Annotated in this window: 32 protein-coding genes; 25 read left to right on the forward strand and 7 right to left on the reverse strand. The window is 36.3% G+C overall.

What is annotated here, in order from left to right; translation table 11 throughout:
* Positions 1-250 precede the first annotated feature (250 nt).
* Positions 251-766, forward strand: coding sequence for a DUF6646 family protein (locus tag EA772_RS20590; protein ID WP_029204137.1), 516 nt, complete (start codon positions 251-253; stop codon positions 764-766).
* 164 nt (positions 767-930) lie between these two features.
* Complete coding sequence (locus tag EA772_RS20595; RefSeq protein ID WP_116167608.1) at positions 931-1,611, forward strand: outer membrane beta-barrel protein; 681 nt, start codon at positions 931-933, stop codon at positions 1,609-1,611.
* Positions 1,612-1,643: 32 nt separating this feature from the next.
* On the opposite strand, the gene EA772_RS20600 is transcribed toward EA772_RS20595, so the two are convergent.
* Positions 1,644-2,846, reverse strand: a complete 1,203-nt coding sequence (locus tag EA772_RS20600) for an MFS transporter (protein WP_124914753.1) — start codon at positions 2,844-2,846, stop codon at positions 1,644-1,646.
* A 103-nt stretch (positions 2,847-2,949) separates the two neighbouring features.
* Here EA772_RS20600 and EA772_RS20605 point away from each other — a divergent pair, with 103 nt between their 5' ends.
* Together EA772_RS20605 and EA772_RS20610 are read left to right on the forward strand one after the other, a co-directional pair.
* Positions 2,950-3,507, forward strand: a complete 558-nt coding sequence (locus EA772_RS20605) for an NADPH-dependent FMN reductase (RefSeq protein ID WP_124914754.1) — start codon at positions 2,950-2,952, stop codon at positions 3,505-3,507.
* Between the two features lie 444 nt (positions 3,508-3,951).
* Positions 3,952-4,554, forward strand: a complete 603-nt coding sequence (locus tag EA772_RS20610; protein WP_116167605.1) for an outer membrane beta-barrel protein — start codon at positions 3,952-3,954, stop codon at positions 4,552-4,554.
* A gap of 147 nt (positions 4,555-4,701) precedes the next feature.
* Here EA772_RS20610 and EA772_RS20615 read toward each other — a convergent pair whose 3' ends face one another.
* On the reverse strand, positions 4,702-6,351 hold the full coding sequence (locus tag EA772_RS20615) for a M28 family metallopeptidase (protein ID WP_124914755.1): 1,650 nt from the start codon (positions 6,349-6,351) through the stop codon (positions 4,702-4,704).
* A gap of 33 nt (positions 6,352-6,384) precedes the next feature.
* Here EA772_RS20615 and EA772_RS20620 point away from each other — a divergent pair, with 33 nt between their 5' ends.
* The 6 genes from EA772_RS20620 (at position 6,385) to EA772_RS20645 (ending at position 11,488) form a co-directional block, all read left to right on the forward strand.
* Positions 6,385-6,738, forward strand: coding sequence for a hypothetical protein (locus EA772_RS20620; protein ID WP_124914756.1), 354 nt, complete (start codon positions 6,385-6,387; stop codon positions 6,736-6,738).
* Between the two features lie 37 nt (positions 6,739-6,775).
* Complete coding sequence (locus tag EA772_RS20625) at positions 6,776-7,375, forward strand: hypothetical protein (protein WP_124914757.1); 600 nt, start codon at positions 6,776-6,778, stop codon at positions 7,373-7,375.
* Between the two features lie 159 nt (positions 7,376-7,534).
* Positions 7,535-8,140: a hypothetical protein gene (locus EA772_RS20630; protein WP_124914758.1), complete on the forward strand. Its 606-nt coding sequence runs from the start codon at positions 7,535-7,537 to the stop codon at positions 8,138-8,140.
* A gap of 753 nt (positions 8,141-8,893) precedes the next feature.
* On the forward strand, positions 8,894-10,063 hold the full coding sequence (locus EA772_RS20635; RefSeq protein WP_210405058.1) for an ImmA/IrrE family metallo-endopeptidase: 1,170 nt from the start codon (positions 8,894-8,896) through the stop codon (positions 10,061-10,063).
* Positions 10,047-10,622 (forward strand): DUF4411 family protein, encoded by a 576-nt coding sequence (locus EA772_RS20640; RefSeq protein ID WP_124914759.1) that lies wholly within the window; start codon positions 10,047-10,049, stop codon positions 10,620-10,622. Before EA772_RS20635 ends, EA772_RS20640 begins: the two co-directional genes overlap by 17 nt.
* 74 nt (positions 10,623-10,696) lie before the next feature.
* The gene (locus EA772_RS20645) at positions 10,697-11,488 is read left to right on the forward strand and encodes a hypothetical protein (protein WP_210405059.1); all 792 of its coding nucleotides are present in this window, start codon (positions 10,697-10,699) and stop codon (positions 11,486-11,488) included.
* 162 nt (positions 11,489-11,650) lie between these two features.
* Here the strand turns inward: EA772_RS20645 and EA772_RS20650 are convergent, their stop codons facing one another.
* Complete coding sequence (locus tag EA772_RS20650; RefSeq protein WP_124914761.1) at positions 11,651-12,016, reverse strand: MerR family transcriptional regulator; 366 nt, start codon at positions 12,014-12,016, stop codon at positions 11,651-11,653.
* Positions 12,017-12,135: 119 nt separating this feature from the next.
* Between EA772_RS20650 and EA772_RS20655 the strand changes: the two genes are divergently transcribed.
* The 8 genes from EA772_RS20655 (at position 12,136) to EA772_RS20690 (ending at position 18,988) form a co-directional block, all read left to right on the forward strand.
* The gene (locus EA772_RS20655; protein WP_124914762.1) at positions 12,136-13,011 is read left to right on the forward strand and encodes an alpha/beta fold hydrolase; all 876 of its coding nucleotides are present in this window, start codon (positions 12,136-12,138) and stop codon (positions 13,009-13,011) included.
* A gap of 210 nt (positions 13,012-13,221) precedes the next feature.
* Positions 13,222-14,445 carry a dipeptidase gene (locus EA772_RS20660; protein WP_124914763.1) on the forward strand — a complete coding sequence of 408 codons (1,224 nt, stop codon included), beginning with the start codon at positions 13,222-13,224 and terminating at the stop codon, positions 14,443-14,445.
* A 153-nt stretch (positions 14,446-14,598) separates the two neighbouring features.
* The gene (locus EA772_RS20665; RefSeq protein WP_246834006.1) at positions 14,599-15,192 is read left to right on the forward strand and encodes a DNA alkylation repair protein; all 594 of its coding nucleotides are present in this window, start codon (positions 14,599-14,601) and stop codon (positions 15,190-15,192) included.
* Between the two features lie 233 nt (positions 15,193-15,425).
* Positions 15,426-16,310 (forward strand): hypothetical protein, encoded by an 885-nt coding sequence (locus EA772_RS20670; RefSeq protein ID WP_124914765.1) that lies wholly within the window; start codon positions 15,426-15,428, stop codon positions 16,308-16,310.
* A gap of 38 nt (positions 16,311-16,348) precedes the next feature.
* Entirely contained in the window at positions 16,349-16,672 is a 324-nt protein-coding gene (locus EA772_RS20675) for a TfoX/Sxy family protein (protein WP_124914766.1), read from the forward strand.
* Between the two features lie 285 nt (positions 16,673-16,957).
* A complete protein-coding gene (locus EA772_RS20680) occupies positions 16,958-17,236 on the forward strand; it encodes a hypothetical protein (protein ID WP_124914767.1) in 279 nt (92 codons plus the stop codon).
* Between the two features lie 45 nt (positions 17,237-17,281).
* Entirely contained in the window at positions 17,282-17,842 is a 561-nt protein-coding gene (locus EA772_RS20685; protein WP_124914768.1) for a hypothetical protein, read from the forward strand.
* A gap of 42 nt (positions 17,843-17,884) precedes the next feature.
* Complete coding sequence (locus tag EA772_RS20690) at positions 17,885-18,988, forward strand: hypothetical protein (RefSeq protein WP_124914769.1); 1,104 nt, start codon at positions 17,885-17,887, stop codon at positions 18,986-18,988.
* Positions 18,989-19,225: 237 nt separating this feature from the next.
* Here EA772_RS20690 and EA772_RS20695 read toward each other — a convergent pair whose 3' ends face one another.
* A complete protein-coding gene (locus tag EA772_RS20695) occupies positions 19,226-19,618 on the reverse strand; it encodes a helix-turn-helix domain-containing protein (protein WP_124914770.1) in 393 nt (130 codons plus the stop codon).
* Positions 19,619-19,742: 124 nt separating this feature from the next.
* Between EA772_RS20695 and EA772_RS20700 the strand changes: the two genes are divergently transcribed.
* From EA772_RS20700 to EA772_RS20715, 4 genes are all read left to right on the forward strand, one after another.
* A complete protein-coding gene (locus EA772_RS20700) occupies positions 19,743-20,537 on the forward strand; it encodes an SDR family oxidoreductase (protein ID WP_124914771.1) in 795 nt (264 codons plus the stop codon).
* Between the two features lie 11 nt (positions 20,538-20,548).
* Positions 20,549-20,866 carry a nuclear transport factor 2 family protein gene (locus tag EA772_RS20705; protein ID WP_116167587.1) on the forward strand — a complete coding sequence of 106 codons (318 nt, stop codon included), beginning with the start codon at positions 20,549-20,551 and terminating at the stop codon, positions 20,864-20,866.
* A 268-nt stretch (positions 20,867-21,134) separates the two neighbouring features.
* Positions 21,135-21,563, forward strand: a complete 429-nt coding sequence (locus tag EA772_RS20710; protein WP_116167586.1) for a hypothetical protein — start codon at positions 21,135-21,137, stop codon at positions 21,561-21,563.
* Between the two features lie 29 nt (positions 21,564-21,592).
* A complete protein-coding gene (locus EA772_RS20715; RefSeq protein WP_124914772.1) occupies positions 21,593-22,018 on the forward strand; it encodes a VOC family protein in 426 nt (141 codons plus the stop codon).
* 4 nt (positions 22,019-22,022) lie between these two features.
* Here EA772_RS20715 and EA772_RS20720 read toward each other — a convergent pair whose 3' ends face one another.
* The gene (locus EA772_RS20720; protein ID WP_039841928.1) at positions 22,023-22,373 is read right to left on the reverse strand and encodes a helix-turn-helix domain-containing protein; all 351 of its coding nucleotides are present in this window, start codon (positions 22,371-22,373) and stop codon (positions 22,023-22,025) included.
* Between the two features lie 108 nt (positions 22,374-22,481).
* Here EA772_RS20720 and EA772_RS20725 point away from each other — a divergent pair, with 108 nt between their 5' ends.
* On the forward strand, positions 22,482-23,228 hold the full coding sequence (locus tag EA772_RS20725; RefSeq protein ID WP_010600105.1) for an SDR family oxidoreductase: 747 nt from the start codon (positions 22,482-22,484) through the stop codon (positions 23,226-23,228).
* A 209-nt stretch (positions 23,229-23,437) separates the two neighbouring features.
* On the opposite strand, the gene EA772_RS20730 is transcribed toward EA772_RS20725, so the two are convergent.
* Together EA772_RS20730 and EA772_RS20735 are read right to left on the reverse strand one after the other, a co-directional pair.
* Positions 23,438-23,860, reverse strand: a complete 423-nt coding sequence (locus EA772_RS20730) for a PepSY-like domain-containing protein (RefSeq protein WP_168187610.1) — start codon at positions 23,858-23,860, stop codon at positions 23,438-23,440.
* 118 nt (positions 23,861-23,978) lie between these two features.
* Positions 23,979-24,509: an NAD(P)H-dependent oxidoreductase gene (locus EA772_RS20735; protein WP_010600107.1), complete on the reverse strand. Its 531-nt coding sequence runs from the start codon at positions 24,507-24,509 to the stop codon at positions 23,979-23,981.
* A gap of 98 nt (positions 24,510-24,607) precedes the next feature.
* Between EA772_RS20735 and EA772_RS20740 the strand changes: the two genes are divergently transcribed.
* Together EA772_RS20740 and EA772_RS20745 are read left to right on the forward strand one after the other, a co-directional pair.
* Complete coding sequence (locus EA772_RS20740; RefSeq protein ID WP_124914774.1) at positions 24,608-24,973, forward strand: helix-turn-helix domain-containing protein; 366 nt, start codon at positions 24,608-24,610, stop codon at positions 24,971-24,973.
* A 179-nt stretch (positions 24,974-25,152) separates the two neighbouring features.
* Positions 25,153-25,518, forward strand: coding sequence for a VOC family protein (locus EA772_RS20745; RefSeq protein ID WP_246834007.1), 366 nt, complete (start codon positions 25,153-25,155; stop codon positions 25,516-25,518).
* Positions 25,519-25,524: the final 6 nt, after the last annotated feature.

The following is a 25,524-nucleotide window of genomic DNA, read 5'->3' on the forward strand; positions in this document are numbered from 1 at the left end:
TAATAATTCCCTTTCGCCATCTTTTCTTATATATTTGCAGCGCCAAATCGGCTTGCTAAACATCCTTATAGCAACTTACATCCTGTAATATCAGCTGTTTTAATAGCTGCATAAAATTTAAATTTCTTTCGAACTGTTATTTCTATGAAGTAATGAAATCAGGCATCGATGTGTGGTGTTTTCTGTATTTCATCAGTTTTAAAGATTGAAAAAGAATTTATTAATTACCCATAAAATCAATTATTTAAAAATGAAAAGAATTATTACGAGCTTATTTTTACTGGTTATCGTTTACTCGCAGGCAAATGCACAAATCGATGCATATAAAGGAAAAGAAGACTTGAGATTCCAGATCGGAGCCAATCTGCAAAAATGGGGCACCGGAATTGTTACCTCGCTTGACTATGGCCTGGGGCAAAGCTTCTCCATTGGTGCACAAGCTGGTTATTTGTTAGGCGTAAAATCCTTTGCAGGTATTGATAAGCCAGGTTTTGGCGACCGGTTTGATCTTAAAGCAAGATTTAATGCCAACCTGGGTAACGTGATCGGCTTACCATCAAACGTAGATTTGTACCCAGGTTTAAACCTTGGTTTGAAAAACTTTGGTGGCCATGTTGGCGGAAGAGTTTTCTTTGATAAAGGATTCGGATTATTTACAGAAGCACAATTCCCGATTGCAAAATACAATTCGGATGCCATTGGTTACGAGCGTTTGAATAATCAGTTCTCATTTAATATTGGCGTATCGTTCGATTTGGGAAAATAGTGACATACGATAAGCTTTTCAGCTAAAATTCGTCCTTTTAAAAGCATCAACCAAATAGTTGATGCTTTTTTTTATAAAGCCGAATCTTTATTTAAGCCACCAAACAAACTAGTTGTTATAATTTTTTTGTGTTATAATTGCGCCAACAAATAAACACACACGTAATGAAAAAACAACTATTATTATTAGCAGTATTATGCACTGCTGCATTTACTTCAATTGCTCAGACAGACAAGGGAAACACTATAATTGGTGGATCAATTGGGTATGGTAAAGATGAGTTAAGGCCTGTTAGTACAATGAATTATGGCGCTAGCGAATCAACATTTTTCAATGTAATGCCAAGGGTTGGCCACTTCTTTAGCAAAAATCTTGCAATTGGTTTAAGCATTGGTTATGATGAAAGAAAAAACGTAGTAGAGCAATTTTTCACCGTTGGAAACAGTCCTCTGATATCTACTTCAATTCAAAGAGACAAGTCATTTAATGTGGGTCCGTTTGTGAGATATTATGTAGATATCACAGATAAGTTCAAATTTTTTGGTCAGGCTAATTTCGACGTCGCATTTGGAAAAACTAATCAATCACTAAGTGGAACCGGAAGCTTCAATTATCAAAGTGTAGAATCTAAATCAACAACTTACAATGCATCAATTAACCCTGGCTTTGCTTTTTTTCCGGCAAAGAAATGGGCGATTGAGTTCTCTTTCCCATTACTTGCTTACAGCAAAAGAAATGATAAGTCTGATGAAAAGAACCAAAATGCGATTGCTTTCGACAGCAATAGCTTCACTTTTGGCTTAAATACATTTGTACCTAGCTTAGGTTTCAATTTTCATTTTTAAAATTTATCCCGCCTGGAAAAAGGCGGGATTTTTTATTTCTTTTTTGTTTCAATATTTGGTAAGAACCCTGTTAACAATCCAATTAATGGCAAAAAAGCACAAATATTAAATACATATTCAATACTGGTTGAATCGGCAAGTTTTCCCAGCAAAGCAGATCCTATCCCACCCATTCCAAACGCAAAGCCAAAAAACAATCCCGCCACTAAACCTACTTTACCAGGTATCAACTCTTGTGCATAAACTAAAATGGCCGAAAATGCAGATGCCAAAATCATCCCGATAGGAACAATTAAAACGCCAACCCAAAACAAATTAGCATGTGGCAATAACAGCGCAAACGGTGCTGTGCCCAATATAGATGCCCAGATTACATATTTTCTTCCGATTTTATCGCCAATAGGTCCGCCCAATAACGTTCCTGCTGCAACGGAAAAAAGGAACACAAACAAATAAATTTGTGAGGTTTGAACTGAAACATTGAATTTCTGGATTAAATAGAAGGTGAAGTAGTTGGTTAAGCTGGCCATGTAGAAGTATTTCGAGAAAATAAGCAGCAAAAGGATGACCACTGAAAAAATGACCTTGTTTTTCGAAAACTGATTCACTGTGGTGGTAATAGCTGCTTTTTTACTTCGTGCAAGCACAAAACCTTTATACCAGTTGCCAACATAGCTCAAAATGATAATGGCTAAAAGTGCAATGATGGAAAACCAAACTACGCTAAACTGTCCGTAAGGAACAATAATCCAGGCGGCTAGTAAAGGACCTAATGAACTGCCTGCATTTCCGCCCAGCTGAAATACAGATTGTGCCAAACCTCTTTTGCCACCTGATGCCGCATGCGCCATTCTCGAGGCTTCCGGATGGAATATGGATGAACCTACGCCTATTAAGGCTACGGAAACCAGCATGGTATAAAAATGAGTCGATTGAGATAGCGTTATCAATCCAATTAAGGTGAAACCCATCCCAACAGCTAGTGAGTAAGGTTGTGGCTTTTTATCAGTATATAATCCTACAAAAGGTTGAAGCAGTGAAGCCGCCAGTTGAAACGTGAGCGTAATTAATCCAATTTGTGAGAAGCTTAAATGGTAATCGGTTTTAATAATGGGATAAATTGCAGGAATTAACGATTGAATGGTATCATTTAACAAATGGGAAAAACTTAGCGCAAATAAAATCGGGAATACTGTTTTTTCGATAATTGCTTTGGAAGGATTTTGATCAGTCATAAGGGAATTGATAATACACAAAAATAGCGATTATATTTTTTTATCCTGAACGACAGGTCCTTGCTGGTATCAAACATTTTTATTATGCGGGGGTTTTATCTGTATGGAAAAGAACAGAAAAATTGTTGGCTTGTGCGGAAGCCTGAGAAAAGGCTCGTACAATGCAATGTTACTTAAGTTTGCTGGCACATTAGTACCAGAAGGAATAGAATTTGAAATTGTTCCTTTTGATGATATTCCGGTTTACAATGCAGATAACGATACACCAGAGGTAGCAGAACGGCCTGCAAGCGTGGTTAAGTTCAGAGCGGCATTGGCTCAGGCAGATGCTTTCATCATTGCCTCTCCTGAGTATAACTATTCCATTCCGGGTGGATTGAAAAATGCAATTGATTGGGCAAGCCGTGGAAAAGATGCTCCACTGATGCACAAACCGGTAGCCATGCTTGGTGCTACACAGGGCATGTGGGGAACGGTAAGAATGCAAACGGCCTTCCTTCCTGTTTTTACTTTCCTGAATATGAATCCTGTGTTACAGCCTGAAGTACTGATTGCACAGGCACAAACAAAATTTGATGAAGCAGGAAATTTAACGGATGAAAAAACCATAAGTTTAATCAAAAGGAAAATTGAAAATCTGATTGTTGCATCTAAAGTATAACGGATAGTATAGTTGACCTACATCAGCTAAATGTGTTGAAAAAAATTCTCGCACATTTGCTCCATTCAACCAAAACGTACAAACAAAATCATATTTGCTGAATAACCAAAGGCTGCTTAACTTAAGCGGCTTTTTCCATTTTTGATATTCTCAAAAGGTGTCAAACCTTCCGGTTAAAGCTGACATTTATACAAAAAAAGTCAGTTTGTCAATCTGACAGCCTATCGAAATTAATCAGTCGATTAACTTTTAGTCACACAAAAATAATATTGATTTAACACCAAATTCATATCTAACTAAAAGTTAAGGAGTTGAATAAAAACTGATTTTTTAATGATACTGACAGTGTTTTTTGGCACCGGTATTGACTTTTAGTCAAATATAGTCAGACATTAAAAAGGTAAAAACTGGCTATTTTTTACAAACAAATAAATAATAAAAAAGATGAAAAAACTATTATTATCAGTAGTAGCAGTTGCAGGTTTAGTGTATGGAGCAAATGCACAAACAGAAAAAGGTAAAGTAATTTTAGGTGGTAATGTGGGCTTCAATTCTACAAAAGTAGAAACTGCAGCAAAATCTGATGTAAGCTTTAGCGTAGTTCCAAGTGTAGGTTATTTTGTAAGCGATAACTTCGCAATTGGAACAGGTGTAGGTTATGACTATGACAAACAAGTTAGTTCAAATATCTTAAACCAGGCATTCGTGGTGGCACCATTCGGTCGTTACTATGTTGGTTTATCAGATCAATTCAAATTCTTCGGACAATTATCAGTTCCAATGGCTTTTGGAAACAATAAAGTGGTAAACAATAATGGAGATACCGGCGCAAAAGTAGCGACCACTACAAGCATTGGTGTAAATATCGCACCAGGTTTTGCCTTTTTCCCAACCAAAAGAATCGGTATCGAGGTTTCAGTTAATGGTTTAGGCTACACCAATCTTAATGTTAAAAACGAACTTACAGGTGCTGAAGTTTCTGCAAACTCATTCGGTTTAGAAGCGAACACTTTCGCTCCTAAATTAGGTGTGCAGTTCCACTTTTAATCAGAACGTTTCATAAGCTAAAAGCCTCAGATTTGCAGATTAAACATCTGCAAGTCTGAGGCTTTTTAATTTACAGCCTTAATCGACTGAAACAATATTTGGAGGTTATCAATGCTTTTCTGAATAAGTTCAAACGGATGTTTAGCCTTATTTCTTTTCCCTGATGGCCTTAAATTCCGAGCCATCTTTCCATTTCGGGTAAATCTCTTCATTGCTTAAACGATAGCCCATATCAAAAACCAATCTTACATCTTCCACTATGCCAGATAAATCCCAGGTATTGGCATCGAAATTATCCTGTGGTGAATGATACCTGAATTTGGTAAAGTCAGCCACTTGTTTCAAACCCCATTCTCTGCCATTTTTAACATTGTCGACACCCGAACCGGTAAACAAAGAAGGCACACCTACTTTAGCCAGATTAAAATGATCAGAACGGTAATATAAACCCGAAGATGGAACCGGATCCGGAACCACTACCCTTCCCTGCTTTTTTGCCGAAGCCGCAGCATAATCCTCTAACTCCGACTGACCAAAACCATAGACCACAATATCTTTGGTTTTACCAGCAATACCCATCATATCCATATTAATGTTGGCCACGGTTTTATCCAGCGGAAAAGAGGGATGTTTGGCATAATATTCCGATCCCAGTAAGCCTTGCTCCTCGGCGGTGTAAGAAATAAACAAAATGGTACGCTGCTGCTTTTTTGGCAACTTTTTAAACGCCGAAGCCAGCTCAAATAACGAAGCCACACCCGTAGCGTTATCTACCGCACCATTGTAAATCGAATCGCCCTGAATCTTTTCGCCCACACCTAAATGATCCCAGTGTGCCGAGTAAATAATGGCTTCATCTTTCTTTTTATCGCCCGGTATTTTAGCTAAAACATTATACGTAACTGATTTTTTGACATTATTTTTCACCACAAGTGATGTGCTAGCATTCAAATCCACAGCTTTAAAATCTTTCCTTCTGGCAGCTTCAAATAAGGCATCACTTTGTCCGGCCATTTTAAAAAGTTCCTTCGCTTTTTCCAATGAAATCCAGCCCTCAACTACCGTTCGGTTCATGCCATTATCTGCCGACTGCAAAGTTAGCTTCGATTTCGACCAGCCACTTCTCACCACACTCCATGGATAAGCAGCAGGCTCTGTATCATGAATAATTAACACACCAGCCGCACCCTGCCGCGAAGCTTCTTCGAATTTATATGTCCAACGGCCATAATAAGTCATGTTTTTGCCTTTAAACAAAGTTGAATCCGCAAAACCCGGGTCGTTGATCATCACCACCACTGTTTTACCCTTTACATCCAGGTTTTTATAGTCGTTCCAGCCATATTCTGGCGCCACAATACCATAGCCGGCAAAAACCAAAGGTGAATTCGCAATACTCACTTCATTCTGCACCCTACGAGATCCGGCAACGAAATCAGTCAGGTAATTCAGGTTTAAACTACCCGTTTTCCCTTTGATCACCATTTTACTTTCGGGTATCGATTTAATTTCAACCATAGGCACTTCCTGGAAAAAGCTATCACCGTTTCCTGGTTCTAAACCGAGTTGTTCAAACTCACGTTTTAGGTAGTTAATGGTTTTGGTTTCGCCATTGGTAAAAGGTTTTCTCCCTTCCAGGCTGTCGGCAGCAATGGCCGATAAATATTTGGTCAAGCTCGAATCGTTAATTGCTTTAATGGCCAAAGAATCTGGCCCGCTTGTTTCACTTTCTGATGCTTGCTGGCAAGAACTGGCAAACATGGCAATCGCCGCTCCGTAAAATAAGATTTTCTTCATTTAGGAAATTTTAGGATGGTAATTTAATAAATTTTGAGGATTTACAGTTTTTTAGGATTTGAAGCGCAAAGCCAGCAGCAACTTTTAAGGCTTGCTCCCGCTATCCGTTTCAAGTCCGCTCCCGAAAAAATCGGGATTGCGGGCTTTCCACTCCTATCGGGGCTAAGTGGCAAAATCAGTAAATATATGAATGCTGAAAATACAAACCGCTATACGGTTTTCTGTAATGTGCAAGTGAAATTATTTTCTATTTTAGTGGAAATAAAGGAAGCGATTGCGCATTTGGTTCAAAATTGTACTGCAGAATTTGAATTAAACATTCGTAAAGCCAGAAATATTTTATGGCTTTACGCAATTGATTATAACTTAGATTTACGCAATGCGTAAATTTAGATGTTGGCAGTAATTTTAGAAACAACCCGAAATGAAGGTAACCAGACAAAATTTAATAGAACTTTGCGACAATTTTTTAGACGATAAAATTGACAAAACTGTGATTCAAAATTTTGCTTGGACGGCAATTAGCGATGATGATTTCGAATGGGACGAAGACGAAATTATTTCAGACACAATTTTTGAGTGGGATAACGAGAATATTAATTTTGAAATTAACAAAACAAATGTTTCACTGTGGAAAAAACGTTTATTGTCTGAAAAAGACGATTTGCTAACTCATAATAATTGGAATGTACACATTGACACACAAAAAGAAATTTGCGAAAAAAGTAACTCAACTTGGAAACCAATCAACAAGAAATTAAATATCGGTGTTTCCACAAATCTTGAAAAAGACCCAATTAATGGACTAAGACATCCAGCAGAAAAAAGAACAACGGGTTGGTTTATATGGACGGGTGAATATTCAGAAGCAGACGACTTTTTCAAACCAATTTGTGCTGAACATTTGCTACAACAAAGACCAGAAATAATTAAATATTTAGGACTTGACATTGGTTTCAGATTTTTAATTGACAGTAAAGGTTATGAAGACATTTGGTTTGACGAAAAACTTAAAAACATATAGAAACGAATAAAAAAACTACTGCCAACAAGGGTTTTGCAATAGTGGGGCAAAACTGCAAAGTTCAACGGTTGTTCTTCGGTTCAACTTTTGTGTAAAATTGAGGTTTTGTGCTTCGATTGCCCCACCATCGCAAAGCCCCGAAACGTTAGGCGATATTTTATGACAACAACGTGGAATCAAGAGGAAATCAATGAATATCAAAATATTTTTGATTTAACAAATAGCTTTATTGGAAAACAAATTAATCAACTAATTTTCTTTTTAGATGATGAAGATATTGATTACAATGAACAGGAAAATATTTACGGTAAAAGCTTACTAAATGGCGTTGAAATAATATTAAATAACGAAAAATATTACTTAGGAAATTACTTTTTTGCAAAACATTATAATGGCTTAAATTTAAAAAAAGGAAATATTACTGAATTTGAATTTATTGAAAATAAAAACCAAAAAAATTATCCTTCAAAGTTTCTAAATGATACAATAATTGATGCAAAAATTTATTGGCATAAAGCATTTTTAGGTAAATATTTTGTTCCAATTGAAATAGCTTTTGAAACGGATAAGCATTTTATACAATTTTCAGCTATTGAAGTAAATTTCGGAGAAGTAAATACTGAATTAACAGACGAAATACTAGTTATTGAAGACAAATTAATTGCAAAAAAATTAAGCTTAGGCGAATTTGGAATTGAAAATAATGGACGATTTTTTTTTAGAAATATTAAGGAAATAAAAGAAGCCGAAAAAAACATCGCCTAACAAGGGTTTTGCAATAGTGGGGCGAAACTGCAAAGTTCAACAGTTGTTCTTTGGTTCAACTTTTGTGCAAAATTGAAGTTTTGTGCTTCGGTTGCCCCACCATCGCAAAGCCCCGAAACGTTGGCAGAAACGCCATTGAAGATTCGGCATAAAAACAACGGTTCTGAATATTGGACAAACTTGAATCATAAAAGAAACTGAATCCAGACCTAACTTTCTTTGCGCTGAGAGGTCTGAATTCATTTTCTATCGGACTAAAAAAACGCTGACAAAAATTTTCAAAAACCACTGACTTAACGAAATTTTCAATGACCATTTCTGACAACTGTTTCGACAACTTCTACTCGACTTTAACAAAAAAAATGGACAAAATCTTGCCGAACAAAAACTGCTGAATAAAATACGTTCTGAAACTTGCGCAAAGGAAAAAAAATTGAAAAATGGAGATTTAACAAGTAAAAAACGAGAAAAAAATAACGCTGAAAAATCGAAAATATTCTAGAAATTTAACAAAACTAAAACAATCGAAGTGACAGGCGCATCTGCCAACAAGGGTTTGGCAATAGCGGGCGGAACGTCAAAAGTTCACGTTTTGCGCTTCGATTAAAATTTGTATTTTAGTTGAAAGTTTCCGCTTCGATTTGCCCGCCATCGCCAAGCCCCGAAACGTTAGGTGCGATTTTCCCGAACTACTGTGCATCGACAGTCAACCAAAAATTTGAGTATATTTGCAAATAAATTAAAGAAAAATTCTTGAAAGTTGAACAAAACATAGAAAGGCTAAAGTACTTGCTGACACTGCTAAAGATGTCGGTTGAAGAACTATTGCCTTTGATAAGTGAAGGTTTAACTAAACCCATAACAAAAAAACAGATATTAAGTCCAAATATTGAACTTGGACACCTTAAAAGAATTGATAAAGTTTTCAATAAAGGTATTCATTACTATTTAGACCCAAAATCACCAGATGTTTCTAAAGATGCAAGTATATTTTTTAGAAAGACTAAATTTGATGTTGATTTAAGTTTAGGTGCAAGAAAGATTGTAAATCATTTTGAAGAATTTAAAATCTCTTTATCCGCCATTGCTGAACTATCTGACATAAAGTTTGATAGAATATTACCTGTTTTTACACTAAACAGTAATCCCAAAAATGTAGCAACAGAAATAAGAAAATTGGTAAATCCCGAATTTAAAATCAAGGATAAAGATTTTCTAACAGAACTAATAAAAAAACTTGCAGAGAAAAATATTTTAGTTTTTGAGTTTGTAGAAACTTGGAACAAAAAAGAAAGAGCAAATATTGACGGCTTTTTCCTTAAGCCAAATGTTATTGTTTTAAAACGGCAACAAATTTCTTTTAAAAGAGAAATATTTACGCTTGCCCACGAATTGGGGCATTATATTCTGAATGAAGAGGAAATAGACCAAATTGATTATCAAGATTTCGTAAATCAAAAATTATCAAGAATTGAAACTTGGTGTAATGATTTTGCTTTCCATTTTTTAAGTGGAGAATTTGAAGAAATCATTGAAACTATTGATAATTCAACTGCCCAAAATGATTATAATATTGACTTAATTCAATCAATATCCGAAAAAACTCATTTAAGTAGAATTGCAATTTTTACAAAATTGCTTTTGATTAATAAAATCAGTCCAGCTAATTACAACAAAGTAAAAGCTGGTTTTGAAGAGGACTTTAGAATTAAAAATGAAGAATTAAAGAAGAAAAGAGAATTAGACAAGCAGAACGGAATTAATCCTGGTGGTTCGACGCCAATACCAATTAAATCGCCATTGTTAGTATCAACAATTCAAACCGCATTTTATGAAGGTGTAATTAGTGAATACGAATTCTGCAAAAAGCTAAACATAAAACCAGATAAAATTGATAATTTCCTCTATGAAAGTAGTAATTGATACCAGCTCTTTATTGTCGTTGGTTCGGTACTACTTACCATTTGATAAGAAAACAATTTTATTTGATGCAATTAAATCAAAAATTGCAAATGGAGAAATCTTGGTTATTGACAAGATTGTTGATGAGTGTGCCTACACATCAAAAGGAATTGTTTTGACAACACTTGCGTTTTTAACTGACAAGACTTTTAATAAAACGAACAAACTTCCATTCAATACAGAGTTCATCTTACCACCTGCACCTGCTAAATTTTACAGACAGGTAGACAACCAATTTGTAAATGGTGTTCAGAAAAATCGCCTAACAGAAACTCAATACGACTCAGTTAAAAACGACTTTATGAATTCGGCTGATATGAAATTAATTCTAACAAGCCTTACTCTCATAAAAGATAATCCAAACGAGGAGGTATTTCTCGTAACCGAAGAAACAGAAGTCAGTAATGACAATAAAGTTTTCAAAAAAATACCTGCAATTTGTTCGCAATTGAGCATTCAGACAATAAATATTCAACAGCTTGTCGACAAGTTTGACGGTATAAGTTTTGAGATAAAATAAAACTGCACCTAACAGCAGTTTGGCAAAATGGCGGGTTTAGTGCTAAATTCAACGGCAGTTCTTCGATTGAACTTTTGTGCAAAACTGAACATTTGTGCTTCGATTTCCGCCACTTCGTCAAGCTGCAAACCGTTAGCGATCAGGCTAAAGACGACGTTCAGAACTTCAACAAAACAACAGAAATGAATTATTTTGACAATAAAACAAACCTAAAATTTTTCTACGAACAAAATGGACTTTCTGGTGCGTTTGACACAGACAATATTTACCTGGAAAATGCCTTTAATGAAATTTACAAAATTTGGCTTGACAACTTTAAGCAAATCAAAACGGTAAATTATTTAATGATTGCTGAAGCACCGCTTTGGGGAAATATTAAAAAATATATTTACAATCCAAAAACTAACAATTCTCAATTTTTCTATCGAAGTGATTTGGGCGACATATTGAATAGGCAAATAGACGACAAGGAAGATTTTATTAAAATATGTAATGAAATCGGACTACTCATTGTGGACATTTCGCCATTCCCACTCAATTCAAAAGACACAAAAATAAATTACAGTAAAAACGTAAATGGAAGTAAAAAACTTAGTTATAAGCAATACCAGCAATTAGTTAGGTTGACAATCCCAACATTTTTTGAATTGAAAATTAGAGCAATTACTGATAAGAAATCTGAACATATCAAGACGTTCTTTCGTTATGCAAGGGTAAAAAATAACTTTGAAGATATTATTTCGAGAGTGCTTGTAGACTATAAAATTATTAAAACACAAAATGATATTGGCGACATTTCTCAAAATGGTGGCGGTATTGACAAAACTAAATTTAAAGAGATAATAGACAAAAGCCCGAACCGCTAACAAGGGCTTTGCAATAGTGGGGCGAAACTGCAAAATCAATCCCGTAGGTACGGGATACTTCGGTTCAACTTTTGTGCAAAATTAAAGTTTTGTGCTTCGATTCCCCACCACCGCCAAGCCGCAAAACGTCACCGGCAAACCGTCACCACTCCTTGAAAGGATTTAGTCATCTTCGTTCTCAATATTATATATACAAACTGCTATTTGCTTTTTGACAGCCTTCAATTCCTTCATTTTCTCGTCTATTTGTAACAACTTTTTGTTCAGCACTTCAATTTTTGCCACTTTACTAATCTGTTTTTTATACCAGGCATCTACAACCTCTTTAATTTCTGACAAGGTAAAACCTACAGCTTTGGCCATTTGTATAAACCTAAGTTTCTCAACAGTTTCCTCATCATAATATACATAATTGTTGGTAGTGACTTCTTTCTTAGTTTGACCTTTCACCAGCCCGCTTTTTTCGTAAAAACGAATGGTTCCAATCGGTATGCCTGTTTCTTTGGAAAGTTGATTTATCAATTTCATAAGGTAGGTATTCAAAAATAAATATTAACTATACAGTATACTTCATACTTGTTGGTTACAAAACTAGTATTTATTATTGCAATGTAAAACAGAGCACTCAATAACAAATAAAAAGCAGGATGAAATACACAAATGAAGCACTTATTAAATCGCTACCAAATTTTGCAAATAACTATGCAGAGGTGAATGGGACGAAATTACATTATGTTGAAGGTGGTAAAGGGGAGCCATTAATTTTAATTCCTGGTTATCCCGAAACCTGGTGGGCTTACCATAAGGTGATGCCTATTCTTGCTGACAAATATTTTGTTATCGTTGTTGAAATGAGAGGAATGGGCAGTTCTGACAAACCAGCCGATGGTTACGAGAAAAAGAATATGGCGAAAGACATATTTGAGCTTGTCAAGCAATTGGGATACGAAAAAGTGCACATTGGCGGACACGATATTGGCGCTCATGTTGCTTTTAGTTTTGCAGCAAATTTTCCACAATCAACTTCTAAATTAATAATGTTGGACACCCCGCATCCGGACGCCGGAATGTACCAATTACCCATGTTGCCAATGTTAGGAGCAACTTACCTTTATCCCTGGTGGTTAGCATTTAATCAAGTAAAAGAACTCCCTGAACAGCTGCTTGATGGACGAATGAATATGGTAATTAAATGGCTATTCAAAAACTTACTTGTTGACCAGAACAGCATGAGTGATTTTGATAAAGAAGTGTATGAATTTGCCTATAACAGCAAAGAGGCAATTCGATCGTCAAATGCCTGGTATCAAGCCTTTCCACAAGACATTGAAGATAGTAAAACCTACAAAAAACTAGATATGCCCGTGCTTGGAATTGGTGGTAGCGGATACAGTATGTTAGAAATGTCATTATCAAACGCGACAACTGACTTACAACTAAAAAAAGTTGAAGATTGTGGTCATTTTATTCTTGCTGAAAAGCCAAATGAGACCGCAAAATTTATCATTGATTTTTTGGGGTGAAAATGCAGAACCAACACAGGCAAGAAACCGGACAACCACCCGGACGGCATTGCCGTGACCACTTACAAACATGACCTCAATTTTGCGGTACTATTTAGCTTTTGTACTATATTCGGCAGACGGAATGCTATTGCTGTCACAAGGTTAGTGCGTTAGTAGCAATTAGCCAAATGAAAACGAACGCGTAAACATCATCATAGAACAAAAAGAATGGACGAAATTAAACGTGAATGGACCAGAAGAAGATTTTTGGCAACAATGTCAGCGGCAAGTGCTGCACTTATTGCTAATCCTTTTTCAGCTTGGGCTTGGTTGAGCGATGATGAAAAAAAAGTGGCTAAAATTGTTGCTAAAACTTTTGGAATAGATACGCATAATCATATCGATGTTCCATTGCTCTCCTCAGAATTACCGGGACCAGAAATTGATCTGATCGGGCAAATGAAAAATTCCGGCTTATCTGCCATTGTGATGACATTTGCCGTAGACTATCAGAAATTAACGGAACAAGGACAAGCTTATGACCGATTTTTAAATGGACTTACAGCGATGGACTCGGCTCTTGAGCACAATAAAATGAAACGTTCTCTTAATTTATTAGATTTAAAAAGTGCACACCAAACGAAGACACCAACTGTAATTCAATCGGTGGAAGGTGCACACTTTTTAGAAGGAAAAATTGATAGACTTAAAGTTGCTTATGACCGAGGATTAAGACATTTAACATTACTACACGACAATGACGCGTCTGTTCCTTTGGGAGACATTTTTACCAATTCACCTAAATGGGGCGGACTGACTACATTCGGAGCAGAAGTGATTAAAGAATGTGAACGACTTGGAATTTTGGTTGACCTTTCACACTGCGACAACAATACCATTAACGGTGCTTTAAAAGTTATGACAAAGCCGTTCATCATCTCTCATACAGGCTTAAATACGCGTTTGGGCGATAAGGAGTTTATGGCAAAAATGATGAAACCGAGATTAATCAGTAAAGACCAAGCCAAGATAGTTGCAGATGCAGGCGGCGTAATCGGTATTTGGACTCATCTTGCAGATACACCAACTGCTTTTGCAGATAACATAAAAGCGATGGTAGATATTGTGGGAATTGACCATGTTGCTATTGGAACAGATACCAAAATGACACCCGCTTATCGTTCACCAAACGATAAATGGGAACAACCTAAAGAAAGACCAAGGCAGAACAAGAATGATAGCAATTTCAACAGTGAGGATAAACCACAAGGCAATGAAAATAAAAAACAAGGTGGCGATACAACCAATAACGTTTGGGGAGGAGAAAAACAAGGTTTTTATTTCACAGTTGTAGAAGCCTTGTTGAAAGCAGGCTATACTGAAAAAGAAATTGGAAAAATTGGTGGTGGAAACTATCTGCGAATTTTTGACGAGGTAACAAAAGGACATTAAGAAAACCAGTACCACTGATAAGGCTTTGGCAATAGCGGGCGGAAAGTCTAAAATTCACGCTTTATACTTCGATTAATCTGCAACTTTATAAATAGCAAGCTAATAATGAAACTATCAACCAAAGCTGAAAAAATATTCGCCCAAATTAGTGGGATGAATACCAAACTTGGGGATTTGCGAACCATTGCAAAAGACATTAAACAAGATCATGGGCTAGCAATGGAACTTTGGGCAACAGGCGTTTTCTTTGCCAGACAATTGGCAATCCTCATCATGGACAAAAGACAACTTTCGGAGCAGGCGATTGACGATTTAATTAATGACATCAATCAACACGAAAACAATGAAAAACTGCAACTTATAGATTGGCTAATGGCAAACCAATTGATGAAAGACAAAAGAACGATTGCTTTTCTAACAAGTTGGGAAAATAATCCTTCTTCACTAAAAAGAAGGGTTTACTGGTATTATCAGGCTCGTTTGCGTTGGATGGGAAAAATACAACCAGATAGTGAACAATTGCTTTTTAAAATTGAAAAGAAAATTGAAAACGAAGAACCAGAAGTGCAATGGGCAATGAATTTCACAGCAGGTTGGATTGGCGTTTATGAAAAAAAATATCAAGATCGTTGTGTTGCACTGGGAGAAAAAACAGGACTTTACAAAGAACAAATGGTTTCAAAAGGTTGTACACCGGATTATCTACCCGAATTCATTGCCATAGAGCGCAAAAAAAGAAAATTGTAAAGTTGAGCAGAAAACCTACAATTAAAATGGCAACTGCTAATGAGGGTTTTGCAAACTGTTGGGTTTAGTGCCAAATTCACAAACAGTTTTCAATTCAACTTTCAACGACATCAACATTTATACTTGAATCAAAATTTGTATTTTAGTTAAAGTTTCGTTGTCGCTCCCCTCTTCGTCAAGCAGTTTCCGACCAGCACAAACCTTACAATACGTTTAATCAAAACTCGAAAGCTATGAAATCCAAGATCATCATCGTGTTATTTCTGGTATTGACTAATTTAACTTTTGCCCAAACCTATGATGGCCTTCAAAAGCTAAGCAACATTAGCCAAAATGTTTACTTTAGCGAGAACGCAAAAGAAAGGGCTGTAAAAATATCAACTGACGTAGCTAAAGCTGAAACCTACTTTCAAAAACAATTCAATGTAAAACCAAGCTATACCTTATTGGTTTTATCTCCTACTGATTGGAAAAAATATGCCCATCCACAAGCTATTTATGGCATTCCACATTATTTACCAGATGGAAGATTGGTGGTCGCATCAGAAAATAATGATTTTTGGAAACGAAATGCAGCTCCTGTCGACAAATTACCTCAAGAACTTGCCGAGAAAATGAAAGCAACTTATACCGACAAGAATGGTGAAATTAATTTAACCAATGCCTTCGATTTATTAGCGATACACGAATTGGGACATGCATTTCAGAGTGCAGCCAAAATGCTTGGTCAGCGAAATTGGCTAAACGAATTGTTGTGCAACATATTATTACACACTTATCTGGCTGATAACGACCCTAAACAACTGCCCTACATCACTGTGTTTACCAAAACGGCAGTTTCTTCCTTCCCTACTCAACGATTAAAATTTACAAAACTGGAAGATTTTGAAGCCAATTATAATGAAATAGCTAAAAATTTTCCCGATAATTATGGCTGGTATCAATGTCGTTTCCATGTTATGGCGGGCGATATTTACGATGCAGGCGGAGCATCTTCAATGAAAAAAATATGGAGCATGCTGTTATCGCAAAAACAAAAACTAAATGATGATGAGCTGTTAAAACTATTGAATACCGATGCTGCTTTACAAAAAGCAATTGCGAACTGGAATCAGTAGTTTTATGTATGCCTAACCCTAAAATAAAATATTAAACAATGGCTTCCGACCAAAATTTTGTAGATTTTGTTGTAGAACAAATCCAAAATGTGGGAAAAATAACCGCTAAGAAAATGTTTGGCGAGTATGGAATTTATGCTGACGAAATATTGTTCGCCTTGGTGTGCGACAACAAGTTATTTGTTAAACCAACTATTTCTGGCAGAGCATTTATTGGGGAAGTTGTTGAAGCTTCACCCTACGAAGGTGCAAAGCCAAGCTTCTTGATTGAAGAAAAAATAGAAGACAGTGATTGGTTGAGTGAATTAATTAGAATTTCCCTTACAGAATTGCCACCAGCAAAGGCCAGGAAAAAAAAATAGACCAATTCCCCATTCTAACCTGTATACAAAAAACAGTATTAAAACGCGATGATAGCCACTAAAACAGTAGGCAGTCCGTTTTGGCCAGGTTAAAGGCTACAACCCCAATCTTTCCTCCAAGGTAATTGCGAATAACAATCAAAATCCGACGAATTATTAGCAAAGCCAGGCGAATTGTAATCAGAGATTTTATTCGTAATTCTTATTCTATTTTTATGATGATGTTTAGTTGGTAAAAGGTTCAAACCTAATTAAAAATTTTACTGATAATCATTTTAGAAAGATATGAAAACGAAAAATATCATCCCTATTATACTGGTTTTTGTTTGCCTGCAAAGTTGTGGGCAAAACAGGGTCGAGAAAATTGATCTACAGCCAAAAAATATTTACCAGGTAACTAAAGAGGACATTAATGAAACCATAAAAAAATATGGTTTAAAAGGGAGACTAAAATCGGTATCGCAAAAAACCGTTTATCTGCCGAAAGATGCTGTTATTGATATTAGTAAATATAAAGCGTTTGATAGATATAATTGTAGATTCAAAGGAAGGCACAATGGTTAAATCGATGACGTTTACGTATTATTAATTTTTTAGATTGTTAACGATATGAAATTAGGGTATAGACTTCTCATTTTAGTGATTATGCTCACATCACTTGGCTGTAACAATGCCACCGAGGAAAAGCAAAAGGAACTAGAACTAAAAGAAAAAAAATTAGCGTTGAAAGAAAAGGATCTTGAATTAAGAACAGCTGAATCGAACCAGAAAAAAATTCCGCTAAAAGATGCCGTAAAACTTGCAGAAGCACAATTTGCGAAGTATTTACCAACTATGCTAAATGCGCACAATGCCTATTTGGATAGCCAGGACACCTTTACTGGAGATTTTACCGGAGATGGCTTGGAGGATATCGCCATTTATTTTTCTCTTGCGCCAAACGAAGGTGGAAATACCATCGTTGCCCAAGGTTTAACACTTTACAAAAATACCGGGTCAGCCGTTAACGTAATTGCCGGATATGAACCCGACTATATGTTTAGCTTCCTTAAAATAACTAAAGGCAAAATCTACGTCGAAAAACTGGCCTACGCAGAAACTGATGGCAGATGTTGCCCATCTATAAAAACTACACATGCACTTACCATTGCCGGAAGCAAGGTTTATTAAAACTTCATAAAATCAAAAGAAATTAAACCTCCACCTCATAAAATGAAAAAAATGTATCTCTTCATATTTATTCTTATCATCATCATTTTAGTGATAGATAGGTGCACGGTAATCAATCTATCCCCTAAATTGCTCTTTACTAACTACAAAAAGTTTCCTGAATTAAACGATGGGTTAAAATCGGACAAATATGCAATGTACAGAGCTACAGAAACAGCCAATGTTAACATACGCTACTTTCCGCAAAACAATTTCTTTCTCTTAAGCAACTTCCAAACCAATGGTTATTTTCATATCATCAAAATAGATAGCAATGGAAAAAACGTATTTGAACTTAAGTTTGAGGGAAAAGATGCCTTTAAATTTGTAGAATCAATTAATTGTTTTGTTATTGGCGCTGATGGTATTTATGATTTTTCTGCTGTTAAGCCGCTTGCCCTACCTTTTAGCGAAGTGCTTAATCGCGATAAAAACCTAGCGCCAAAAGAGTGGGAACAAATATTCGAACAGAAGTATTCAACTGCCGACATTGTGCTTTATGGTTGGCATACCGATTTGGAAAACGCACAGTGCGTGTACTTCCGCAACGATGGCAAATGGACAAAACTTTATACTTTTTTAAACGCTGGCCCTATGTATGTTTATGCGGAAGGTTCGAAAATAGAGTGTAAAATAAAAGGCAGAAAAATTCCTCATAAATGGCACGAAGAGCATTTTCTTAAAGACCCAGCAAGGGCAACTTATTCTAATGAACTTCGTCATACCGACGATTACATTACGCCGTACAATTCAGACTTTTCTTTTTTTCGAGACCAAGCACTAAAATATGAAGCTTTTGGAGCATTAAAAACCCTGGCTTTTTCTAAGGAAACCTATACTACCGAAGGATATTATAATCCAGGTATTCCTAATACCTTTTACGGCACTGCTTATTACGAATTAAATGTACACAATGAAGTATTTAATTTTAAAACCGTTGGGTATAAGCACAATGGCATAGGCGCAATTACGCAAAGCGATATTTACCTTTTTGGCTTACCTCTAAATTTTGCCAATAAAAGTGATGTTGGTTTTCTAGCCTACGATTATAGCACCAATTTTCATGAAAATGGTAAAAAGGGTATTTATGTGATTAGGAAAAAATAGCGCTTATGATGCAACGATTGCCCAGGCAGTAATTTATTTCCTAAAACCTAAGCATCCGCCAGATTTTAGATAAGTTCGAAGATGTTTAGAAAGCTATTTTAACACGGCGGATTTGGTTTGTAAAGATTTGCCGATAGAACATTTTATCATATACAACTTGAATCTTGATCAAGTATCTGGGAAGTTTATTCAAGTAATTAATCAGACAATCTGCTCAACTTCGCCTAAAAGATAAGCTTATCGCCCGATAACCTCATCTTCTAAACCATCGGTTACCGATTGTGCATTTAAAATTAGCTTTCTCAATCGCTCTTCGTTTTCGTTGCCCCAATTCCCCAATACAGCGATTATAGGAATCACCGTTTGTCCGAACGCTGTTAAGCTGTACTCTACTTTTGGAGGTACAACAGGGTAAATCTTCTTGGCAACCAAATCGTGCTCCTCCAATTCTTTGAGCTGAATATTTAAAACCCGGCGGGAAGCATCTGGAATTTTCGTTTGCAGTTCGCTAGGTCTTTGATGGCCTTGGCTTATAAACCATAATAAACGAATTTTCCATTTGCCATAAAGCACCTCTCCTATCAGATCGAGTCCACAATTTAAGTTTAATGGAATTTTTCTATCCTTCATAATCAAAAGTACACCTATGTTCCAAATTGTACAATAGGGGAAAAATTTATCCGTATGCAATTCGGTTTTCCGTACTTGCGCAAACCCGTTATATGCTTCAATTTTGTACTAAACAACGATAGATATGGAACAGCAATTTAATTTTAATAATGAGTTATCTGGAAAAATAGCTTTAATAACCGGTGGCACTAAAGGTGCTGGAAAAGCCATTGCCGAACGACTTCAGAAAGCAGGAGCAACGGTGATCACCACTGCCAGAAATGCGCCGGAGGTAGCAGTTACGGGCCAGCACTTTGCCATTGCAGATTTAAGCAAGGCAGAAGATGCACAAAAATTGGTTAGCGAGGTACTTTCGAGATATGGAAGGCTGGATATTTTAGTAAATAATCTCGGTTCTTCAGTAACTCCAGCTGGTGGCTTTGCCGCATTAACGGATGAAGACTGGGTATCAACCCTACAGGCAAATTTGCTTGCTCCTGTAAGATTGGACAGAGGATTTTTACCGCAAATGATTGAACGAAAAAGTGGCGTGATCATCCACATTGCCTCTATTCAAGGTAAATTACCGCTATACGACTCTACATTACCTTATGCAGCTTCAAAAGCAGCATTGATAAATTATAGTAAAAGCCTATCAAATGAAGTAACGCCAAAAGGAGTTCGCGTACTCACTGTTTCGCCAGGATGGATCAATACGACAGCATCAAAAGCATGGCTGGGTGAGCTTGCAAGAAACGCAAACAGTAGCGTAGAGGAAGCGCAACAAGGTGTAATGGATGCCTTGGGCGGAATACCTTTTGGCAGACCGGCAGAACCGGAAGAAGTAGCGGAATTAGTTGGCTTTTTGGTTTCGCCCAGGGCAAATTATTTAACAGGAACAAATTTTGTAATCGACGGTGGCACAGTGCCAACAATTTAATCAAACTAAAAATGAACTTACCAAAAGTAATCGCTGACTTAACACAAGCGCAAAACAATTTCGACAGCCATGCATACGCCAATTGTTTTGCAGAAACAGCCGTAGTTTTTGATGAAGGAAAAACACATCAAGGAAAAACAGCAATTGAACAATGGATTAAAAAAGCTAACGAGGAATATCAGACGGTAATGGAACCAATTGAATATTTACCGGCAGAAGAAATTTTGAAAGCGGAAGTTTCGGGGAATTTTCCTGGAAGCCCGATTGTTTTAGCTTATCATCTCATGATAAAAGATAATTTGATACAATCTTTAAAAATTACCGGATAATTAAAACTGATGGCGCAAGTCACACAGAATAATTTAGAAAGGCATTGATTTATTGAGAATTGAGAATTCTAAAATTTAGGAAGTTTGGCTATTCTCTGAAAAAATAGAGTAGGAAGACCAATTTGGGGTGAGGCTTCAAAATAGGAAACAGCTTAGCGCAGACAAAACAGGATAGGATTGAAAAATTCAATCCTGTTTTTTTATTACATTTTTTTTAATTTAGAGAAGACAGGATGATATTTTAACTAATGTTTATTACCATACAACAATGAAAACGGTAGCTCAAAAAATGGGAATAAAGGAAAATGCGAAAACGTTTTTTATGAATGCGCCTAAAGAAGCAATAGAATCAATTGTTCTTCCTGATATAATATTGACCAAAACCTTAACCGGCGAGTTTGATTATATTCATTTATTTGTAACGCAAAGCGATGAACAACTAGCTGTTTTCCCAAAGTTAAAAGCGCACCTGAAACTAGATGGTATGCTGTGGGTTTCGTGGCCCAAGGGCGGACAACTCAATACCGATTTATCCTTACCGAAAGTAATTAAAAATGGTTACGAGTTTGGATTGGTAGAAAGCACTTGTTTAAGTGTAAACAGTACCTGGTCTGCCATTAAATTCACTCATCCAAAAAAAGGTAAAATTTATAATAACAGTCATGCCGAACTAAAATCGCGGACTACAAATCGATAATTTTAAAAAACAAAAAAACAAGTGATGTTATGGCCAAACAAATTTTCATCAATTTAGCAGTTAAGGATGTTCAAAAATCAATGGATTTTTACTCCGCATTGGGCTTTGAAAACAATCCTCAATTTTCAGACGATGCCGGAAAATGCATGGTTTGGAGCGAAAATATCTTCGTGATGTTGCTTTCTCACGAAAAATTTTCATCTTTTGCAACCAAACCCATTGCCGATACCCAATCGGCAGTAGCCGGACTTTTTTCACTATCTGTAGACAGTGTAGATGAAGTAAACAAGATTGTGGAGAATGGGCTTAAGGCCGGCGGAACCGAACCAAATGAAATCAGGGATTACGGTTTTATGCAACAACGAACTTTAGAAGATTTTGACGGGCATACCTGGGAAATTTTCTTTATGGATATGTCCAAATTTCCAACAGATCAACCCGCAGGATATATTTGACTGGTTAACCAATAATTTTCTTACGGTGCGCAATCCCCCATTCTGTTAGGTTATTGATAATGGTTTTCAACGTTAAACCGTGCTCCGTGAGTTCATACTGAACCGAGATAGGCTGCGTGTCTAGAACGGTTCGGTTAATCAGTTTATTTATTTCCAGTTCTTTCAACTCTTTACTCAACATTCTGTTTGAAATTCCTTCTACATCCTTTAGAATATCCGAAAATCGCCTTTTGTTATAATAACATATTGAGGAAATAATGGCAATTTTCCACTTGCCGCTCAATATATCCATTGAATCCTGAACGGCTCTCATTTCTTTTTTGTGCCCGATTAAGCAGGCTTCTGGTATACTCATGAGGTTACTTGGTTACTCTTGTGTTACTGTTACTTTTCGTTACAAAGTTACGAAAACGAACTTAACTGTTCTACATTTGTACCATCAAAAGCGTTTAAATAATTTAAAATGAATTTCAAAAATAAGAATGTAGTGATCACCGGTGGAAGCACAGGAATTGGCTTCGCAACAGCTAAAGCTTTTATTGAAAAAGAAGCCAATGTAACTATCACAAGCAGAAACGCTGAAAACCTGCAACAGGCAGCGGCTAAAATTAACAGTTCGAACTTGCAAACGGTCGTTTCAGACACTTCCTATATACCTGGGATTGATGTGCTGGAAAAAGCAGTTGCTGCAAGCGGAAAAAAAATAGATGTACTTTTCTTAAACGCAGGAATAGCAGTATTTGCTTCTATCGCGGAAGCAACTGAAGCAGATTTCGATGCACAGTTTAATACCAATGTAAAAGGCTTTTTCTTCACCCTACAAAAATTGATGCCTCATTTGGCTGATGGTGCAACAGTATTGTTTACCTCATCAACAGTGGCCACCGCTTCGAATTTAGGCACCAGTATTTATTCAGCAACCAAAGGAGCCGTAAATAAAATTGCTCAAATTGCAGCAAATGAACTTGCTGAAAGAAAAATCCGGGTGAATATTATTAGCCCTGGTCCTATTAAAACAGAAGGATTTGATAAGGTGGTTGCTACAGATGATGCCCAAAATTATATGGCATCAGCTACAGCTTTGCAAAGATTAGGTGATCCAAGTGAAATTGCCAAAACAGTTTTATTTTTAGCTTCTGATGAAGCAAGTTTTATTACCGGAACAGAATTGCTGGCTGATGGAGGTTATACTAACTATGCAAGAAGATAAATCGCTATTAAAAATTAATAACAACAAAATCATAGCTTTTTATATTGTGGCAGGGCATCTGCAGAAATGAATATTAACATCTTAGTTAATTATCAGATCTTTTAAGGTTTGCTTTGATACATCTCTCCGGCACAAAACCATTAATGAAAATCATATATAACTAAAAAACCACAGCCATTTAAAGATCCAATGGCTGTGGTTATCGCTAATTAATCGGCAACTTCTTTAATGAATTTGCCATCAGCACCGTACCAAACGTTTACATCCGGAGTACCTTCAATATCTACCTTGTAGCTAATTTTGCCTCCGGTATTAATCCAGTCTACATCATCTATCCTACCCTTTGGATATTTAGCTTTAATACTTTTTGCTATTGCAGCGGGTAATTGTGCGTTTGGAATATCTTTCTCAAATGAAACGACCTTGCCATTACCCATGTAGGTGGCTTTGTGATCGATTTTACCTAAATCAAAATCAGCTTCATAATTTCCACCTTTCATCTCCCAATCCACATCGGTTGCTTTTGGATAGGCTTTTGCGAAAGCGGCTTTTACCGCAGCAGGAACTTTACTTTGATCTATATCCTGAGCATTGCTACTGGCAATTCCCCCAACTAGAAGAAATGCTGCCATAATTGTACTTTTATAATTCATATTAAAATAACATTAGAGAAAACCAAATGTTTGATATTAGAAGCGCACACTTTCTTCTGGTTTTAAAAGATGCAAAGGAATAATGATAGTATTCAGCTTATAAAGCTTTCAAAAATTCCAAATATAGCGGAACACTTTTTTCAATGTATGCTGGCGTGGAATGATATTCTATTCCATAGTAGGCGAAGAACGGCCGGTAATCTGCTTTCACGTATTCTAAGCTGAGCTCAAACGGGCGGGTAAGTTCTTTTAAAGGATATTTATAGATTCCCGAAGGACGAAGTTCATCTTCACCAACACCCAGTGAAATTGCCAGCGCAATTTTTTTTCCGGATAGTGGATAGCCGCTTTTACTTCCGTAGGCCCAGCCATGTGTTAAAACTTCATCAAACCATTTCTTTAATAACCACGGACTGTTAAACCAATAATAAGGAAACTGAAACACGATTTTATCATATTTTTCCATCAGCTTTTGTTCTGCCTTAACATCTATTTTTCCATCAGGATAGGTCTGGTGGAGCTGGTGCACTACATATTGATCAGGAAACTTTCGCAGTGCTTCAATCCATCTTTTGTTTACCAAAGAGCTATCAATATCTGGATGAGTAACAATAATTAATGTTTGCATTTTATCAAAATTTTAAATTATTTGAAACAAAAGTAATGCCCCTGCAGTAGCTTTGGTATATCAACAGCCTATTGTAATGTACTATATAAAATGTAAGTATGACTGAGATTAAGGAAACATCGACCAATTTCGCCAACAAGCAAGCACTGGCAGATGAATGCCCTGAAGCTTATGCATCTAATATCATCGGCGGCCAGTGGACATTGGTAATTTGCTCCTGGCTACTGGAGGGGAAATTAAGGTTTAGTGAATTAAAAAAGAATTTGCCCAATATTACCGAACGAATGTTAACGCTTCAGCTGCGTAAATTGGAAGAAAATAAAATAATTTCCAGGACGGTTTATGGAGAAGTACCGCCACGGGTAGAATATGAACTTACAGCCATAGGTTATGAATTAAAACCAATTATTAAAGCCTTAGAAAACTGGGGAGAAAAACATAAGGCTTTGCTTGAGGAAACTTAAATTTACCCTGAAGGATTTGTCTTAATCCTTTTCTTAAGAACATTTTTTTTCTTGGATTTATCACCATTTTGTTCTAGCCTGGAAAAAAAAATATCCAACTATTGAGGCAAAAAATAAAAAAAAAGAAAAACACTTATATTGTTGTCGTGATTACTATATTTGTGACAACAAAATAATTTATGATGAGAAGATTAGAATTTGCATCGCTTCAGGTTAGAGATTTAGCGATATCGAAAGTATTTTATACAGAGAAATTAGGGTTTGAAGTTTCTGAAATGAGTAATCCTTATGCCTGTGTTTTCACTTATAATAAAGGTGAAGCCAGTTTCGCAATTAGGACACCTATCGGAGATATAGAAGGAAAAGAATTAGGTATTGGTACGTCGCTTTGGTTTGCTATTGATGGGAACATTGAGGATTTACAAAACCAACTGATCGCTAAAGAAGTAACATTGATTGGGAATATTAATAATACGCCTTTTGGCAGAACGATAATGGTAAAAGATCCCGACGGCTATGTGATTACTTTTCTGGAAACCATTTAAACGCTC

Origin of the sequence: Pedobacter sp. G11 (assembly GCF_003860265.1) — a bacterium.
Lineage (GTDB): Bacteria > Bacteroidota > Bacteroidia > Sphingobacteriales > Sphingobacteriaceae > Pedobacter > Pedobacter agri.